At 33.6% G+C, this 18,184-nt stretch carries 16 protein-coding genes; 9 read left to right on the top strand and 7 right to left on the bottom strand.

Going from position 1 to position 18,184, the window contains the following annotated elements; genetic code table 11:
- Nucleotides 1-67: 67 nt before the first annotated feature.
- The 3 genes from BUA03_RS15870 to BUA03_RS15860 all read left to right on the top strand — a co-directional run bounded on the left by BUA03_RS15870 (nt 68) and on the right by BUA03_RS15860 (nt 3,757).
- A complete protein-coding gene (locus tag BUA03_RS15870) occupies nt 68-901 on the top strand; it encodes a universal stress protein (RefSeq protein ID WP_066081871.1) in 834 nt (277 codons plus the stop codon).
- Between the two features lie 118 nt (nt 902-1,019).
- Nucleotides 1,020-2,792: a MutS-related protein gene (locus BUA03_RS15865; RefSeq protein WP_066081873.1), complete on the top strand. Its 1,773-nt coding sequence runs from the start codon at nt 1,020-1,022 to the stop codon at nt 2,790-2,792.
- Between the two features lie 173 nt (nt 2,793-2,965).
- A complete protein-coding gene (locus tag BUA03_RS15860) occupies nt 2,966-3,757 on the top strand; it encodes a hypothetical protein (protein WP_139255691.1) in 792 nt (263 codons plus the stop codon).
- Nucleotides 3,758-3,860: 103 nt separating this feature from the next.
- Here the strand turns inward: BUA03_RS15860 and dnaN are convergent, their stop codons facing one another.
- From dnaN to BUA03_RS15835, 5 genes are all read right to left on the bottom strand, one after another.
- The gene (dnaN, locus tag BUA03_RS15855; RefSeq protein WP_066081878.1) at nt 3,861-4,979 is read right to left on the bottom strand and encodes a DNA polymerase III subunit beta; all 1,119 of its coding nucleotides are present in this window, start codon (nt 4,977-4,979) and stop codon (nt 3,861-3,863) included.
- 290 nt (nt 4,980-5,269) lie between these two features.
- Nucleotides 5,270-6,955 (bottom strand): gliding motility-associated ABC transporter substrate-binding protein GldG, encoded by a 1,686-nt coding sequence (gldG, locus tag BUA03_RS15850; protein WP_066081880.1) that lies wholly within the window; start codon nt 6,953-6,955, stop codon nt 5,270-5,272.
- Nucleotides 6,955-7,680 (bottom strand): gliding motility-associated ABC transporter permease subunit GldF, encoded by a 726-nt coding sequence (gldF, locus tag BUA03_RS15845; protein WP_066081883.1) that lies wholly within the window; start codon nt 7,678-7,680, stop codon nt 6,955-6,957. The genes gldG and gldF overlap by 1 nt, the downstream gene beginning before the upstream one ends.
- A 66-nt stretch (nt 7,681-7,746) precedes the next feature.
- Nucleotides 7,747-8,043, bottom strand: a complete 297-nt coding sequence (locus BUA03_RS15840; RefSeq protein WP_066081884.1) for a putative quinol monooxygenase — start codon at nt 8,041-8,043, stop codon at nt 7,747-7,749.
- A 65-nt stretch (nt 8,044-8,108) separates the two neighbouring features.
- Nucleotides 8,109-8,936 carry an SAM hydrolase/SAM-dependent halogenase family protein gene (locus BUA03_RS15835; RefSeq protein WP_066081886.1) on the bottom strand — a complete coding sequence of 276 codons (828 nt, stop codon included), beginning with the start codon at nt 8,934-8,936 and terminating at the stop codon, nt 8,109-8,111.
- Between the two features lie 123 nt (nt 8,937-9,059).
- Here BUA03_RS15835 and BUA03_RS15830 point away from each other — a divergent pair, with 123 nt between their 5' ends.
- The 5 genes from BUA03_RS15830 (at nt 9,060) to BUA03_RS15810 (ending at nt 15,046) form a co-directional block, all read left to right on the top strand.
- Complete coding sequence (locus BUA03_RS15830; protein ID WP_066081888.1) at nt 9,060-9,575, top strand: hypothetical protein; 516 nt, start codon at nt 9,060-9,062, stop codon at nt 9,573-9,575.
- A gap of 22 nt (nt 9,576-9,597) precedes the next feature.
- Nucleotides 9,598-10,548: a PhoH family protein gene (locus BUA03_RS15825; protein ID WP_066081890.1), complete on the top strand. Its 951-nt coding sequence runs from the start codon at nt 9,598-9,600 to the stop codon at nt 10,546-10,548.
- A 209-nt stretch (nt 10,549-10,757) separates the two neighbouring features.
- A complete protein-coding gene (locus BUA03_RS15820; RefSeq protein WP_066081891.1) occupies nt 10,758-11,570 on the top strand; it encodes a Cof-type HAD-IIB family hydrolase in 813 nt (270 codons plus the stop codon).
- Nucleotides 11,571-11,636: 66 nt separating this feature from the next.
- Nucleotides 11,637-13,985 carry a S9 family peptidase gene (locus BUA03_RS15815; protein WP_066081903.1) on the top strand — a complete coding sequence of 783 codons (2,349 nt, stop codon included), beginning with the start codon at nt 11,637-11,639 and terminating at the stop codon, nt 13,983-13,985.
- 107 nt (nt 13,986-14,092) lie between these two features.
- Entirely contained in the window at nt 14,093-15,046 is a 954-nt protein-coding gene (locus BUA03_RS15810) for a phosphoribosylaminoimidazolesuccinocarboxamide synthase (RefSeq protein WP_066081894.1), read from the top strand.
- Nucleotides 15,047-15,105: 59 nt separating this feature from the next.
- On the opposite strand, the gene BUA03_RS15805 is transcribed toward BUA03_RS15810, so the two are convergent.
- Both BUA03_RS15805 and BUA03_RS15800 read right to left on the bottom strand, forming a co-directional pair.
- Nucleotides 15,106-15,558, bottom strand: a complete 453-nt coding sequence (locus BUA03_RS15805) for a DUF1801 domain-containing protein (RefSeq protein ID WP_066081896.1) — start codon at nt 15,556-15,558, stop codon at nt 15,106-15,108.
- Nucleotides 15,559-15,708: 150 nt separating this feature from the next.
- Nucleotides 15,709-16,800 (bottom strand): M42 family metallopeptidase, encoded by a 1,092-nt coding sequence (locus BUA03_RS15800; protein WP_066081898.1) that lies wholly within the window; start codon nt 16,798-16,800, stop codon nt 15,709-15,711.
- An 81-nt stretch (nt 16,801-16,881) separates the two neighbouring features.
- Between BUA03_RS15800 and BUA03_RS15795 the strand changes: the two genes are divergently transcribed.
- Complete coding sequence (locus tag BUA03_RS15795; protein WP_066081901.1) at nt 16,882-17,559, top strand: DUF4294 domain-containing protein; 678 nt, start codon at nt 16,882-16,884, stop codon at nt 17,557-17,559.
- Nucleotides 17,560-18,184 lie beyond the last annotated feature (625 nt).

Below are 18,184 nucleotides of genomic sequence, written 5' to 3'. Positions count from 1 at the left end.
TTGTTGTAGAAAAACAGTAAGCCAATAGCTTAGCAAAATAATTGATCTATTTTAAACTATACGAAAAATGAAAAAAATTTTATTTCCAACCGATTTTTCTGAAGTGGCAGCAAATGCTTTTATACATGCTTTGGAATTTGCAAAAATAGTTCATGGTGAAATCGTTGTATTGCACACCTTTGAACTACCTATTTATGACAATCAGTTTTTTCCTGAAAATTATGCACTCATTTACAATTCGGTAGAATTAGCGCAATTTGGCATGTTTAAGGATGAAATTCCAAAACTCCGTGCGTTGGCAGAAGAGCGTAATTTGGACAAGATTAAAATGACGCATCGACTTATGGATGGCGATTTACTTCATAATATTAAAAAATCGATTAAAGAAGATGCTATCGATTTTGTTATTATGGGTACTTCAGGAGTTACGGGTTGGGATGCTTTTTTTGTGGGTTCCAATGCGGGGTCTGTTATTTCTGGAGTTGAAATTCCAATGCTGTGTATTCCAATTGAAGCCAAGTTCAAGAAAATAGAAATTATTGGTTTTACCACGCGCTTTAGAACGAAAGACAAAAAAGCCTTAAAAATGGTACTAGATATTGCTAAAAAAACAAAAGCTAAAGTCAAATGCTTATATGTGAAAACGAGTGAATCGGATGTTACAAAAGATACCGTGGCACAGTGGGAAGAAGAATTTAGTAATGAACCAGTAGCGTTTTTTGTGATTTCGAGTGATGAAGTAAAGGAGACTATTTTAGATTTTATTCTATATAAAGAAATTGATATATTGACTATGCTGACCTATAAAAGAGGTTTTTTTGAAGGAATTTTTAAACCTAGTTTAACCAAAAAAATAGCGAATAATTTTGACATTCCTATTTTAGCAATACACATGGATTGATGCAGTCACAATTTTAGTTGAAGTTTCGAATACTATTTAGTTTGGCATTGCCATTGCCTTTTAATTTAGACTTCGCAGCAAATCTATTTCGTTATATTTGCAGTTCATCAATTGAATTATGGAAATATACAAATCAAAAAAGATTCGCTTTTCAACGGCGTTAACTGCAATCAATAAAAAGTACAATAGTATAAGTGTTTTGAGACTTCTTACTATTGTACTTTTTTTTATTTCTAGTTATTATTACATTAAAACGAGTGAAATTATTTTTGTAGTTGCCTCGATAGTTCTATTTGGTGCTTTCGTGATATTAATGCGTGTTCATTCCAAGTTAGTTTTCGAAAAGCAAGTCAATCAAGCCTTATTTGATATTAATGAAAATGAAATTAAATACCGCGAAAGAAATAAAATCCCTTTTGAAAACGGACAAGAATTCAACGATTTTAATCATCCTTATGCGTACGATTTAGATGTCTTTGGAGAACATTCCTTATTTCAAAACTTGAATAGAACGGCTACTTTTATTGGGAAAAAGACATTGGCAAACCAACTTCTATCTCTGGCGCCAAATAAAGAAATCATAAGAAATCAGCAAGCAGTAAAAGAATTATCCAACAAATTAGATTGGCGTCAGGAGTTTTTAGCTTTCGCCAAAATTGGAAATGACAGCCAATCGAATTATGAAACTTTGCTTCAATGGAGTACATTTAATAGCACGCAATTATCTAAAATTAGTGTTTTTATTTCTTACTTTTCTCCACTTCTGTTTCTAGGGTTTTTGATAGCTTATGCAGTCACTTCTAACATTGTTTTTGTTTCTGTTTTGTCGTATTTGTTTGTGTTCCATTTGATCGTTTTAGGTCGGTTTATGAAACGTATTCAGAGCGAAATTGCAAATTCTACTAACATTGATAAAACCATTCATCAATACAGCTTGCTGTTGCAAAAGATCGAAGAAGAAACTTTTCAGTCTGAAAAATTAATCGGCTTGCAACAAAAATTATTGTTCAAAAAAGAAAAGGCTAGCATTCATTTGAAACAGTTAGCTGGTTTGTTTTCAAAAATGGACAGTATTTCTAATTTTGTAACAGCCATCGTTTTTAATGGTACTTTTCTTTTTAATTTGCATGTGCTAAAATCATTAATTCAATGGAAAAATGATCATGCCGAAGCACTGGAAGAATGGCTCGAAGTAATTGGAGAATTGGAGATGCTGAATAGTTTAGCAAATATGTCTTATAATAATCCAGAATTTGTTTATCCAACATTGAACACTAATTTTGAAATTGATTTCACGGATTTAAGTCATCCTTTATTAAATGAAAAAACAAGAATAGGGAATGATGTTTGTTTTCACCCAGAAAACTTCATGATTTTGACGGGTTCTAATATGTCTGGTAAAAGTACTTTTCTACGAAGTTTGGGAATTAATATGGTTTTATCTGGTATGGGATCGCCCGTTTGCGCGAGTCAAGCTACGGTGCATCCATTGCCCGTTTTGGTTTCGATGCGATTGTCAGATTCACTTTCAGACAGTGAATCGTACTTTTTTGCTGAAATTAAACGCTTAAAGCAAATTATGGATGAACTCGAAAACAAACCTGCATTTGTATTATTAGACGAAATATTAAGAGGAACCAATTCAGATGATAAAAGAAATGGAACTATTGAAGTAGTCAAAAAGGTAATTGGTAAAAATGCTGTTGGCGCAATTGCGACACATGATATCGAAGTTTGCCTCATGACGAATGATTATCCTGCTGTACTGACCAATAAATGCTTTGAAGTTGAAATTGTCAATAATGATCTCCACTTTGATTATAAATTACGTGACGGAATTTGTAAAAACAGAAGTGCCACTTTCCTGATGAAAAAAATGGGAGTGATTTAAAAATGTAACTATTAAATACTAAGCTATTATTTACAAAAAAAGCAATATAGTAGTGGTTGTATCAAACTCCAATCAATATGAAATATAAATTCAGTTTCCTTTGTTTTCTTGTGTGCACTTCCTTTATTTTTGCTCAACAGCATACAGTAAATAATTCTGAAAAAATAGTGTACATGAATTATAAGCACTATAAGTCATGGAAAAAAGATCATAAAAAAGTGATTGATTCCTTAGGATTTTTTCTTGATAAAGGAGATACAATAATTAAAGTAGGCGGTTATGAAAGTAAAGGTGTAGAAGTGCCTTATGAAGAAAAAGATTCAATTTTTTTAGATCGCTATAAGCAGTTGGTTTTTAATAACAAATATCAAAAGAAGGAAGTTAAATTAGTTCCTAGAATGAAAATTTGGAAGGACGAAATAAAAATCTTTCTGGATAAATCGGTTGATAAAAGTACTAGTAAAGAGCTTGTAGATTTTGTTAAATATTTGGACACCCAAGTTGATTCGTTGAAAATTAGTTTTGTAAAAGATCAAGAAAAATCGAATTATTTTATTTATGCATTGGGAAATTCGGATCAAGTTAATTTAGATCCGAGAATTACAAAAATGGATGGGTTTTATCTACAGTGGGATGGTAAGCAAAATATCTATAGTTGTTCCCTAAAAATCAATAGCCAACAAAATTTGAGTAAGGAGCAAATCGCAACCAATATGAAAATTAATTTTGTCAGGTCGCTAGGTTATTTTTATCAGGACTTTGATACTTTTGATTGTACAAGTTACTTTTCTGCATGTAAATCTGATCAAAAGGAGTTTGATCCAAAAGATTTAGAAATTTTAAAGTATCATTATTCCTATGGAATTTGTAAAGGAACGAACATTGAAACATTTGAAAAAAATCATAAAGAAGCCAAAGAATCATTAAAAAAAGGAAATACAAAAATATTTTTTATCCATGAATAAGCATACAAAAAAACCGTCTTGTAATTAAACGAGACGGTTTTATAAATATAAAAATGGTTTGGTTAATAGCGTATTTAAAGTAAGCGTAAATGTAGTTAAATGCCTAGCTGTTTAGCATTACGGGCATAACCAGCATCGTAACTGTTTCCCCTTCTTCTAATCCATCAACAGGAGTCAAGATTCCAGCTCTGTTTGGCAATGACATTTCTAGCATAATCATGTCTGATTGTAAGTTAGTCAACATCTCTGTCAAGAAACGGGAATTGTAACCTATTTGCATATCATCGCCTTGATAATCACAAGTTAATCTTTCTTCGGCTTTATTGGAGTAATCGATATCTTCAGCAGAAACATTCAACTCAGCCCCAGCAATTTTCAGACGAATTTGGTGTGTTGTTTTGTTCGAAAAAATGGCAACACGACGCACAGAGCTCAAAAATTGAGAACGGTCAATCATCAATTTATTCGGGTTTTCTTTAGGAATAACCGCTTCGTAATTTGGATATTTACCATCAATCAAACGACACATTAAAACATAATTGTCAAAAGAAAAAGTAGCATTAGAATCGTTATATTCAATTTTTACTTCTGCATCAGAAGTCCCCAGAATATTTTTTAAAATATTCAATGGTTTTTTGGGCATAATGAAATCAGCTACTTGCGAAGCCGTTACATCAGTGCGTGCATATTTTACTAATTTATGTGCATCCGTCGCTACAAATGTTAATCCTTGTGGTGAAAACTGGAAGAATACTCCAGACATAACCGGACGCAAATCATCATTTCCAGCAGCAAATATAGTTTTGCTTATGGCTGTTGCCAAAACATCAGAAGGAACAAGTGTTACAGAGGGATCGTCTAAGTTCACTGATTTTGGAAATTCATTTCCAGAAGCATAAGCTAATGCATATTTCCCCGAATTAGAACTTATTTCTATCGTACTATTATCCTCAACGGTGAAAGTTAAGGGTTGTTCTGGGAATGTTTTAAGGATTTCCAAAAGTAATTTGGCAGGAACAGCAACGCTTCCTTTACTTTCAGAATCAATTCCTAGAGTAGCAGACATTGTGGTCTCTAAATCAGAAGCAGAAACGGTCAATACACTATGGTCTAAATCAAATAAAAAGTTATCTAAAATAGGTAAAGTATTACTACTGTTGATAACGTTTCCTAAAACTTGTAATTGTTTCAATAAGTACGAACTCGATACTATAAATTTCATCTGTTTTGTTTTATTTTTTAAGGTACTTCTCTAAATCCGAAATACGATACATTCTACAAATATATCGTAAACTATTCTAGTTTGGAAACTTTTTTATTAACATCTTTACTTTTGTCTGGCCGTCAAAAGTCGAAACTCTGAAAGCACATTCTGCTTCCTATTTTTAAAAAAAAGGATTGTTCTATTTAGTGTTAAAAAGTACAGTACCGACTAGTTAGGTGATCGAAAAATAATCGTAACAGCACATTATGCATTTCACTTTCAAACTTTAAGACGTTAAACTTTAGGGCTTATCTACTGTATTTTCGTTTTCGGAGATAAGTAAATAGGATTCCAAAAAGGGCCAAAATAAGCAATGGAAGCCCAATAGTCAAGAGCTGTGTTCGGCTATAGTTTTCATAAACTTTTTCTTTATCCAATAAAGGTAAATCAAGATCTTTACTTCGAATGTTAATAAGTCCGTTGTCGTCCAGTAGGTAATTTACGCAATTTATTAGGAAATCTTTATTATCGTATAAATTACCAGATCTTTGATCATAGCCCAATTCTACCGGTTGAAAGTTTTTATCCAATTGATTTTTGATTAAATCGCCATCTGATATCACAATCATTTTGTTCTCCTTTCCAGTGCCTTGAAATGTTTTTTGTTCAAATGGCAGCACTCTGTTTTCAAACATGGATTGGAAGGAACCTTCTAATAAAACGGATAGTGGAATATTCCCTTTGTTCAGGTAATCATTTGGCGAAGTTTCTTCAGCAACACTATTCAAGTTTATTTCTGCTGGAGTTCCTACTTTTTTTGAATACTGCGATGAGTGTAAAAGAATGGTTTTCTTGATTCCGTTTTTCAAGGTATCGATGGGATTAGCAAAGTCAAATTTGATTCCCCCTAAATTTTTCACAATTGGATGGGAACTGTTTGGATACACTTGTGGCGCAAACTTCCAGTTAAATTCTTGATATTGAGTAGCACTTCCTTGTTCTCCAGTAGCTAATTTAATGGGACTTCCTTGCTCGTCTTTTACTAAATCAGGATTGATTCTGATGCCATATTTAAAAAATAGATCATTTAAATTCAGATCTCTTGGATACGCTAACGTGGCTCCTGATGCATTGTATAAACTATCCATTTCAACTGAAACTTGATCAAGCAACCACAATGTTTTGCCGCCATTCATAATATATTGATCTAAAACCTGTTTCTCTTCATCGGTAAACGTTTCTGTAGGTTTTGCAATAACAGCCAAGTCATATTTTTTTAAAGTTTCTAAACTTCCTATTGGATTTTTGGCCACTGAATCCAAAGTAAATGGTCCAATAAAATAGCTTTCCCGAACCTGTAACAGAAATTTTGCCATCAAAACATCTTGCAGTTCCCCGTTCCCTTTGATCACAGCGATTTTCTTTTGCTTGGCTTTGGTAATTTTATTCAACCCTTCGGCAATAGAGTATTCCAAGTGTTGAACAGATCCAATTACTTTTTGAGTTGTGGAAGCGCCCATAATGTTTTTCAACAAGGGAATATTCACTTCTTTATTGTCATACACGGCAATTGCCCAGGGAAAAACCATTGCTTGAGATTGCTTTCCTTTATCGTCCACGGTTATGTTTATTGGCGTAAGCCCTTTTCGATACAACTCTTTAATAGTGTCCATACTATCGTCCTGGTTCTCCAATGGATCAACAAACTCAAAAACTATATTGTTGTTGTACGCTTGAAATTCTTCCAGTAGTTGCTTTGTTTCCTGCTGTAAACGTTTGAATTCAGCCGGTAAATCGCCTTGCATGTATACCTTTATGTACAACGGATTCTGAACTTGTTTAACAATATTTAAAGAAGTAGGCGATAGCGTGTATCTTTTATCATTTGTCAAATCAAAACGATGAAAAAAGGAACTTCCCAATGCATTTAAAACCAATACAATTGCAAGGATAATCAATACAGATTTTAGGTTATTTTTTTTAGAAGTTGTCATTACGATTTGAAAGATTTTAGATTATAAACAGTAAAGGAGAGAAAGATCACGGTTACGCTCGTAAAATAAACAACATCTCTCGTGTCTAATACGCCACGACTCATGCTTTTAAAATGATCCTGCATTCCTAAAGACGCAATAATGGAAGATAAATTTGGAACCACAGAAGCCAAACCTTCAAAACCAAAAAAGAAAATGAAACATAAAAATACTGCTACAATGAAAGCTACAATTTGGTTATCCGATAGCGTTGATGTGAATATTCCAATAGCAGAGTAGGCTGCAATTAAAAATAGCAGTCCAAAATAAGAGCCAACTGTGCTTCCCATATCGATATTGCCTTCGGGCATTCCTAAATTAGAAATAACGGCGACATAAATGAAAGTAGGAATAATGGCCATTACTATTAAAAGTAACGCGCCAAGAAATTTTCCATTTACGATTTGCCAAATACTCAAAGGTTTCGTTAGCAGCAATTCCAGTGTTCCTTGTTTTTTCTCATCCGAAAAACTGCGCATGGTTACGGCAGGAATTAAGAAGATCAAAATCCAAGGTGCCAAGGTAAAAAACGGAGTTAAATCAGCAAATCCAGTATTCAAAATATTATAATCTCCCTCAAAAACCCAAAGAAATAATCCATTGATGATTAGAAAAATGGCAATGACTAAGTAGCCAATCGGCGAACCGAAAAACGATTTTATTTCTCGTAATACTATTGATTTCATTTATTTTTTGTTTAAAAAGTTTAAGGTTTAAAGTTTAAAGTGGCTCAACTTTGAACTAAAAAAACGTTAAACCAAAGTAACTAATTTATCCACGCTCCACGCTTCCGGTTTGTCGTTGAATAATTTTTTGGTAAATGTCCAAACATCATAAAAAAGTTCGGAATTCCTGTAATTTTCCAAATCATCTTCGGTTTCCCAATAACTGTAGGTAAAGAAAATACTTTTATTGTTTTTATCTTGATACAATTCTAAGAAACGATTTCCGGGAGCATTTCGTATCTTCTCTTTCATTAACTCAAAGTTTTCTAAAAAAGCAGGAATATTTTCCTCGTGAAAACTCAATTTTACTATTCGTACAAACATTTTAGATTTGGGATTTAAGATTTAATATTAACGATTTTAGATTTTTAAACTGATTGAGATAACTTCTAACTGAACACAATATTTATTACATCTCTATAATTCAGTCCCAGTAAGCTATTCGCTGAGCCTACTTTAGAAGGATTACTCCTAAAAATGGCAATTTCCAGAAAACCGGCTTCGTTAAAAATAGCTAATTTTTCCCCTTCGTAAGACTTTATCGGATATTTATCGGAACTCGCAATGGCGGAATAGTTTGGCAGTATGGTTTTGATATTTTTGGTTTTCAAAATAATTTCATACGGCCTTCCTTTGGCAACTTCGATAAAATATTTTTTAGAAATATTGGTAATCACATTTCCAAAATGGTCAATGTAGATCACATGCCCTTTCAATGAATTGCCATCAACAGCCAGTACAGCTTGTAAATCAGTCACTTGTTTTATACTATTTATTTCTTTGCCAATGACATTCATTAAACCACCTTTAGCTAAATGACACGCCACTTTTACAAATACATCAAGATCGACAGCCTCACTCAGCAAACGATCGTGAATATTAATCGCTACCATTTTTTGTGGAACAATTTTTTGCGATAGCATGCTTAAAATACCGTTATCGGCAGCAATAAAATAATGATCATTCCATTGCATCACAATATGTTGATTTTCTTTATTGGATTCCATATCTACTCCAATAAGATGAACAGTGCCTTTTGGGAAACTAGCATACGATGCGCTAATTGTATAACTTGCTTCCACAGTGTTGAAAGGGTCAATGTCATGTGAAATATCAATAATCTTCGCCTCGGAATACTCTGATAAGATTTTCCCTTTCAATGCACCTACAAAGTGGTCTTTCAAGCCGTAATCAGTAGTCAGGGTAATTATTGACATAATTTTGTTTATAACTATTAGTTTTTTGTAAAGCTAAATTTCATTAAATTTGAGAAGCGCAAAGCTAAGATATTTTTAAGCTTTAATTAAATAGAATTTTAAATTTGAATTAAAACAAAACGTATGATTAAATCCCTTTTTTTTCTCTTCCTTTTCTGTAGCAGCTTTCAATCTTATTCTCAAAATCTAGTTTACAAGTCTAACGGTAATATTACTGATATTGAAAACAATAAAATTTCACCTGCTCAAGTCAGAGCACTATTGGGAAATAACGAAAAATTACTGACGGATTTTAATATCGGGAGAACAAAGAAAACGATAGGAAATTTATTGCTTATTACTGGCCCAATATTACTAATTACAGGCTCAATGGCTGCTGTAATATCTGGATTTGAATCAGGTATGAATCCCGATTTTGATAGAGATAATAAAACATCTATTCCAAAGATAATCGCTTACGTTGGTCTTGCCGAACTTTTAATTGCAATTCCTGTAAAGATTGGGTTTTCTAAAAAAATTAAAAATGTAGTCATTGAATATAACAATCAAAACGCTTCTGCCGACAATCAGTTCAATAATCAAAAATTGGATTTAATTACCAATTCAAACGGAATTGGATTGCGATTGACTCTAAAATAAAATAATCTAAAAACAACTTCATTTGAACGAAAGAATAATCGAGCTCATAGACATCGCTCCAAAAGACTTTTGGGGCGCTCAAGACACTCATCTTGAAACGATTAAAAAATACTATCCAAAATTAAAAATTGTGGCTAGGGGAACAACCCTAAAGGCTTTTGGTGAAAAAGAAGTTTTGGACGAGTTCGAAAAACGTTTCCAACGTTTAATGCTTCATTTTTCAAGATACAACAACATAGACAACAATGTAATCGAACGCGTCATTCTTGGTGATGTTCAGGAAGAAAGGAAATTTCAGGGACACGACAAAATATTAGTTCATGGAGTAGGTGGGAAAATCATTAAACCCATGACGCCTAATCAACAATTGCTGGTTGATACTATGGAAAAAAATGATATGGTTTTTGCCGTTGGACCTGCCGGTACCGGAAAAACATACACTGGGGTTGCAATGGCTATTAAAGCACTAAAAGAAAAAAAAGTTAAACGTATTATACTTACACGTCCAGCGGTCGAAGCAGGGGAGAATTTGGGTTTTCTACCCGGCGACATGAAGGAAAAACTAGATCCCTACATGCAACCTTTGTATGATGCGTTGCGGGATATGTTGCCTAATGAAAAACTGGAGGATTATATTTTAAAAGGAGTTATTCAAATTGCACCATTGGCATTTATGCGAGGGAGAACATTAGATGATGCATTTGTTATCTTAGACGAAGCGCAGAACACGACGCATTCCCAAATGAAAATGTTTTTGACACGTATGGGAAAAAGTGCTAAATTTATGATTACAGGAGATCCTGGTCAGGTAGATTTACCTCGAAGAACCATTTCTGGACTCAAAGAAGCTTTATTGGTTTTGAAAGACATTGATGGAATTGGAATCATATACCTAGACGATAAAGATATTGTACGTCACCGATTAGTTAAAAAAGTGATTGATGCCTATAAGATGATTGAGAATAACGATTAGAAAAAGAGCAAAGTCATAAAAACCAACTCGTAAAATTTTTAAGCGGAAAGAAGATTCATATCACCACTATATGAACCTTCTTTCCGCTTTATTATTTATAAATGCTAAATATTTATATCTATTTGCCTAAAATAAAATCTAGAGGATTCCTTTCGTTTCTGTCAAAAATGCAATAAATTTGGAAATAATAAAATCTCAGTACAAGAAAAATGATTTTAAAAGATAAAATTAAAGTAGTAATCAGTGATTTAGATGGAACTTTACTCAATTCAGATCATAAGATATCCCAATATACCAAAAGTGTTTTTCAAGAACTCCACAATCAAAACTATTTAATTATTGTAGCCACGGGTCGACATCACCTAGACGCCATGCCAATCGTCGCAGGATTGGACATTCCCTTGTATTTAGTTACCTCAAACGGAGCACGCATACATTCCCCTGAACGAGAGCTTCTCTTTTCCTTTGATATGCAAAGCGATGCCGTAAAAGCGGTTTTGTCCTTAGACATTGATCCTGAAATTACAACAGTTTTGTTCAGAGAAAATGTTTGGCAAACCAATAAGCATAACGAAAAACTAAATGAGTTTCAACCAGAAGTGAATTATCATCCCGAATTAGTAGATTTTAATAGCCTAGAGGATTTAAGTGCTATAAAAGTATTTTTCACACACAATAAACATTCGAAATTAATTGCATTAAGAGATCAAATTTTAGAAAATCATTCCGCACTTTTTAGTCATGCTTTTAGTCTTCCTTATTGTTTAGAATTTATGGACAAATCTGTTGATAAAAGTATAGCGATTGCCAAGATTTTAGAAAAAGAAAATTTTGTTTTTCAGGAATCAATTTCGTTTGGTGATGGTTATAACGACGAAAACATGCTTAAATCTTCTGGGAAAGGTTTAATTATGGGAAATGCCCCTGATAGTTTGAAAAATAAATTATCTCATTTAGAAGTTATATTAGCAAATGATCATGATGGAGTAGCAAAATATATCGCCAAAGAATTACTGCAATAGCCAGTTTTTATGGTTGTTTTAGACGTAGCATAATTTTCAATTTAAATAAAAAAAATTATAATGAACATGAACAAAAAGTTAATCCTTGTTATCTGTATTTTATTTTCCACTGTAATTCAAAGCCAAACCTTAAAATTGGAAGAAATAATGAAAGGAAACACTTTTATTGGAGTTTCCCCAGAAAATGAAAGGTGGTCTCTGGATGGTAAGAAAGTATATTTTGATTGGAATCCAAATAATGAATTGGGGACTAGCACTTATTTTTGGAAAAACGGATTTTCAAAACCCGAATTAGCTTCTCCAACCGAAGCCGCATTTTCAAAAATTGATTTCAAGAAAACATCCAATTCGGATTTGTATTATTACATCGATAAAGGAAGATTGTTCTCGTATGCAGTGAAAAGTAAATCCTCAAAAAAATTATACCTACAAAGCATTCCCATTTCTAATTTACAGATGGGTAATGCGCCAGGAGTACTTTTTTTTAAACAAGGCGAAAACCTTTTTCAGTTCAACACTAATGAAGGATCTGTAATTCAAATCACTAATTTCCGAAAAGGAAAAGGAGAAAATGCTACAACGGATAAAGAATCATTTTTGAAAAGTCAGCAATTGGAATTGTTTCAATTTGTCAAAGATCAGGAAGCACTTAAAAAATGGAATTTGGCCAAGTCAAAAGCTATAAAGTCAGATTTTCCAAAGCCTTATTATTATGGAAAAAATACGTTTGGTAATTTAAAAGGGAATCCAAAAGGAAATTTCGCCACCTTTAGATTAATAGAAGAGGCAGAACGAAAAAGTGAAAAAATGGAACTATTCATCACTTCTGATGGCTACAATCAAATTGAAGAAACCAAAGAAAAAGTTTCTACAGCTAATATCTTGGCAACTAAATTTGGTATTTACAACATAGAGAAAGATTCCGTTTACTTTGTTAATTTTTCATCGTTGAGCCATATTCAGGATGTTCCGAAATATTTTGAGTTGTATGAAACTCCAAAAGCTATGGAAAAAAAGGACAAACTAATCGTAGTACAAGAACCGGTGTACAATGAAAACGGTTCTTATGTCATTTCCGAAATAAGAAGTCAAGACAATAAAGACCGTTGGATTGTTAGCTTGGATTTGGAAAAAGGTACTTTTGAGGAAATAGAGCATCAACATGATGAAGCTTGGATTGGCGGACCAGGAATTCCTTCTAATTCTTATGGAAGAGGAACACTTGGTTTTTTGGCCGATAATGAAACCGTTTATTTCCAATCAGAAGCAACAGGATATTCTCATTTATATACCTATAATCTAAAGTCAAAAAAGAAAACGCAATTGACCAAAGGAAATTGGGAAGTCCGTACCGTAAGTATTTCTAACGACAAAAAAGCGTTCTACCTGACCACCACTACTACGAATCCTGGGAATAGAAGCTTTTATAAATTCGATGTTGTCAATTCAGTTTTAGAACCTATTTTAACCAAAGATGGTGCGCATGAAGTGAGTATTTCTCCAGATGAGAGCACCTTATTAGTTCGCTATTCTTATAAAAATAAACCATGGGAATTGTATGTAGCGCCTAATAAAAAAAATACCAACTTAAATCTGATAACGTCTTCAACATCAGCAAGTTTTAAAGAATATGCTTGGCGAGAACCGGAGGTAATTACTTTCAAGGCGCAGGATGGAACGCCTGTAAATGCTAGATTGTATAAGCCACAAACAGCGAATGCAAACAAAGCGGCTATCTTGTTTGTGCATGGTGCGGGTTATTTGCAAAATGCACACAATTACTGGAGTACGTACCACAGAGAATACATGTTTCATAATATGTTGGTCGATTTAGGATACACCGTTTTAGACATTGATTATAGAGGAAGTGATGGTTACGGACGTGATTTTAGAACTGGAATTTATCGTTTTATGGGCGGAAAAGATCTAACAGATCAAATTGATGGTAAAAAATACTTAGTCGATAATTATGGTATCGATGCGTCAAGAGTTGGAATTTACGGCGGCTCTTACGGAGGTTTTATTACCCTGATGGGAATGTTGACAACTCCAAATGAGTTTGCAGCAGGTGCAGCCTTACGTTCCGTTACAGATTGGGCACATTACAATCATGGGTACACAGGAAACATCCTTAATTTCCCAGAAACAGATCCCGATGCGTACAAAAAAAGTTCTCCAATCTATTTTGCAAATAATTTACAAGGTGATTTATTAATGCTGCACGGAATGGTAGATGATAATGTAGAGTATAAGGACATTGTTCGTTTGTCCCAGCGATTTATCGAATTAGGTAAGAAAAAATGGAGTCTAGCAAGTTTCCCGGTGGAAGCGCATGGTTTTAAAGAAACCTATTCGTGGGTAGATGAATACAGCCGAATCCTAAATTTATTCAATGAATCGCTTTTGAAAAAATAGTTTTTACAATAATAGAATATTTTACTGTTTAGCTGCTTTTTCTTTGCGTAACTCTATGAAATAGTTTTAAATTTGCAAGTACAAAATAACACAACATAACAGCTATAATGAGCAATACAATTACAACAACCGACTTTAATTTTCCAAACCAGAAATCTGTTTACCGCGGTAAAGTAAGAGAAGTGTACAACATTAATGACGCGCTTTTGGTTATGGTAGCTACAGATAGACTATCGGCTTTTGATGTAGTTTTACCAAAAGGAATTCCCTATAAAGGTCAAATCCTAAACCAAATTGCTACAAGATTCATGGAATTGACTGAGGATATTGTTCCTAACTGGTTGATCGCAACTCCAGATCCCAATGTGGCTGTGGGACATTTATGCGAACCTTTTAAAGTTGAAATGGTTATCAGAGGGTATCTCTCAGGTCATGCAGCGCGAGAATACGCTCTTGGCAAAAGAGAAATTTGTGGCGTAAAAATGCCTGACTATTTGAAAGAAAATGACAAATTCCCGGAACCTATCATTACACCGACGACTAAAGCGGATAACGGAGAACACGATGCTGATATTTCTCGGGAGGATATTTTATCGAAAGGAATTGTGTCCGAAGAAGATTATGTTGTTTTAGAAAAATTTACCAGAGATTTATTTCAACGAGGAACTGAAATTGCTTCTAGTCGTGGTTTAATTTTAGTTGATACGAAATATGAATTTGGAAAAACGAAAGAAGGTGTAATTGTTTTAATTGATGAAATCCATACACCGGATTCTTCGCGCTACTTTTATGCGGAAGGATATCAAGAAAGACAGAATAATGGTGAAGAGCAAAAACAATTATCAAAAGAGTTTGTACGTCGTTGGCTAATAGAGAATGGTTTCCAAGGATTAGAAGGGCAACAAATCCCCGAAATGACTGATGAATATATAACGACAGTTTCAGAACGATACATCGAGTTATACGAAAACATTTTAGGAGAGAAATTTATAAAAGCAGATATTGCAAATATAGAGGAGCGAATAGAGAAAAATGTCTTGGAATACCTTGCCAATAGATAATTATTTTCATAAAAGTTAAATACAAGACCGTAATTTATAATTTTGAATTACGGTTTTTTTTATTTTTTAAATACTGATTCATAGTAAGTAATCCATTCCTGAACCGACATTTTTTGGACGAGTTTAGCAATTAATTTAAACGGAATTTGGTCCATCTTCTTAAAACGGATGCAACTTTTTCCCATGTCTAATTTTTGTTTGTTGTGATTTGGGTATTCGGTGACAAACCAATTCAGCAATTCCGGATTCGCATAAATACCCATGTGATAAAGTGCGATGAAATTTTTCTGTGATGCAATACCTATAAAGGGTAACGGAAGTTTAGGGTCACAATGATATCCATCAGGATAAATAGAATGCGGAATTACATAGCCAATCATGCCGTATGACATTTGTTCAACTAATCCATTTGGAATATTTTCTAAAATTATTTCTCGAAGTCTTGTAAAAACTTTTATTCTTTCCTTGGGAATTTTTTTAAATAGGCTTCGGCAGGTATAATACTTGACCACATATTAAAATGATAGAAATGAATTTAAAAAAAAACGCAATTCAAAATTTTAAATTGCGTTTTTTTAGCCCCGATAGTAGTGGAAATCCTTTGTGTCCTGATTTTTTCAGGACACAAAGATTGCAGCGGATAGCGGGATCAGCTCCTAAAGCTATTTGAAATAGGAGAATGTTTCTTCGTTTTCTAACTTGATTAATGTTTCATATATTAATTTAATCACATTTTCAACGTCATCTCGATGTACCATTTCAACCGTAGTGTGCATATAACGCAACGGCAAGGATATCAAGGCCGACGCTACACCGCCATTACTATAAGCAAAAGCATCAGTATCTGTTCCCGTTACACGAGAGGAAGCTAAACGCTGAAAAGGAATTTCTTTCGCCATAGCTGTTTCTAAAATTAATTCTCTTAAATTATTTTGAACAGCTGGAGCATACGTTACAACAGGACCTTTGCCAATTTTAGTGTCTCCTTCAATTTTCTTATCGATCATTGGAGTAGAAGAGTCATGACAGACATCGGTAACAATTGCTACATTTGGTTTAATAGTTTTAGTAATCATTTCGGCACCGCGCAAACCTACTTCTTCTTGAACCGAATTAGTAATGTACAATCCAAAAGGCAGTTTTATATTATTTTCGTGCAATAAGCGAGCAACTTCGGCAATCATAAATCCGCCCATCCGGTTGTCAATTGCGCGACAAACGAATTTGTTTTCGTTTAAAATCATGAATTCATCAGGATAGGTAATCACACAGCCTACATGTACACCCATTTTATCAACTTGCTCTTTAGTTTCACATCCAATATCAATAAATAGATTATCCACTTTGGCTACCTCTTCGTCTTTCTTTTTATTTCGAGTATGTATCGCGGGCCAACCAAAAACACCTTTAACAATTCCATTTTTAGTATGAATATTGACTCGTTTTGAAGGTGCGATTTGGTGATCCGATCCGCCGTTTCTAATTACATAAATTAGTCCATCATCAGTAATATAGTTTACATACCATGAAATTTCATCGGCATGACCTTCTATAACTACTTTGTATGGAGCGTCTGGATTTATAACTCCCACGGCAGTTCCATACGTATCCGTGATAAATGTATCGACATAAGGTTTTAAATAATCCATCCATAATTTTTGCCCTTCACTTTCATATCCAGTAGGCGACGCATTATTAAGGTAGTTTTCTAAAAAGTCAAGTGATGACTTCTTTAATATTGATTTAGTGCTCATAAAATTATTTTTTGCTAAATTATAAATTTGGCATTACAGTTGCATATATATTGTATAATTTTGGCAATAAAAATTTCATACATGAAGCTAATTAAATTTTTTATCTTTTTTCTTTTTAGCATTTTCTCAATTAATGCTCAGGTTATTCCTCAAGATACTACAAAAATGGGATATGAATTAACTGATGATGACTCGATCCTTAACGATACCATTCAGTTGCCCGAGATTTTAATATATAAGGAGAAGATGGATCCGGAAGCGAGAAAGCAATTTTTAATGCTTCAAAGTCGTGTTTATAAAACGTATCCTTACGCAAAACTCGCTGCTGAGAGACTAACGACTTTAAATATAGGTATGGCCAACCTGAAAACCAATAAAGAGAAAAAGAGATACTTTAAGATAGTCGAAGGTTATTTAAGTAATGAATTTGAAGCTAAACTCAAAAAGCTTTCCCGCAAGCAAGGTCAGATATTGGTAAAGTTAATACATCGCCAAACGGGCAATACAACCTATGAATTAGTGAAAAACCTTAAAAGTGGTTGGAAAGCATTTTGGTCTAATACTGCAGCTAGTATGTTTGACATTAATTTAAAGACAAAGTATACGCCTTTTGATGTAAATGAAGATTATTTAATAGAAACGATATTAATACGGGCGTTTGATTCTGGAAGATTACAAAATCAAAATCCTGCAATATTAGTTGATTATAATAATCTAACCGATTCCTGGCAATCCAAAGTGGTTACAGTAAAGAAATAACAATAACTTGGGCGTTTCCCATTATAAAAAAGAGGCTATTATCTAATTGGGTAGTAGCCTCTTTTTTATAAAGGGTCGGGCTATTCGCTACAAGTCCTCGTCAAGTTGCGTTACACTTCACTTGGCTGCGGGCTTTGCGCTACTATCCCTAACGCGGGGAGTTGTGTATTTGATTTAGAATTCGGTGTACCTTATATATAGGTAGGTATAAAATGTCTTACTATAATAAGTACCCTAAGAAATAGACGGGGAACAACTGCCCAAGCGATAAAAAACTTAACCTATCTTAAATGATACTGCAGGCAAAGACCTAATTTCAGAATTAATCCTGTCTATGATCCTAACAAAGCGGCTCAGAGAACCAATAAATGTCTAAAAGGGATTGCATTTCCAATCGCTCGTAGAGCGATATAATTATAAAAAAACTAGATTTTGGTTATTTTCGCATGCATTGCTTAGGAAGTGAAGCGAGAGATCAGAAAAAACTTTTTTTTCAAGAAGCGTATTTTCAGCGAGTTAAATGCAGTATAAAGAAAGCGATAAAAAAAAGCGAATAAAAAGCTTGAATAACGGTATAAAGGTGTTAGTTTTGCACCCGCAACAACGGCAAACGTTCCTTTAAATA

The organism is Flavobacterium fryxellicola (genome assembly GCF_900143245.1).
Classification (GTDB): domain Bacteria; phylum Bacteroidota; class Bacteroidia; order Flavobacteriales; family Flavobacteriaceae; genus Flavobacterium; species Flavobacterium fryxellicola.
This window is presented reverse-complemented; position numbering and strand designations above follow the sequence as displayed.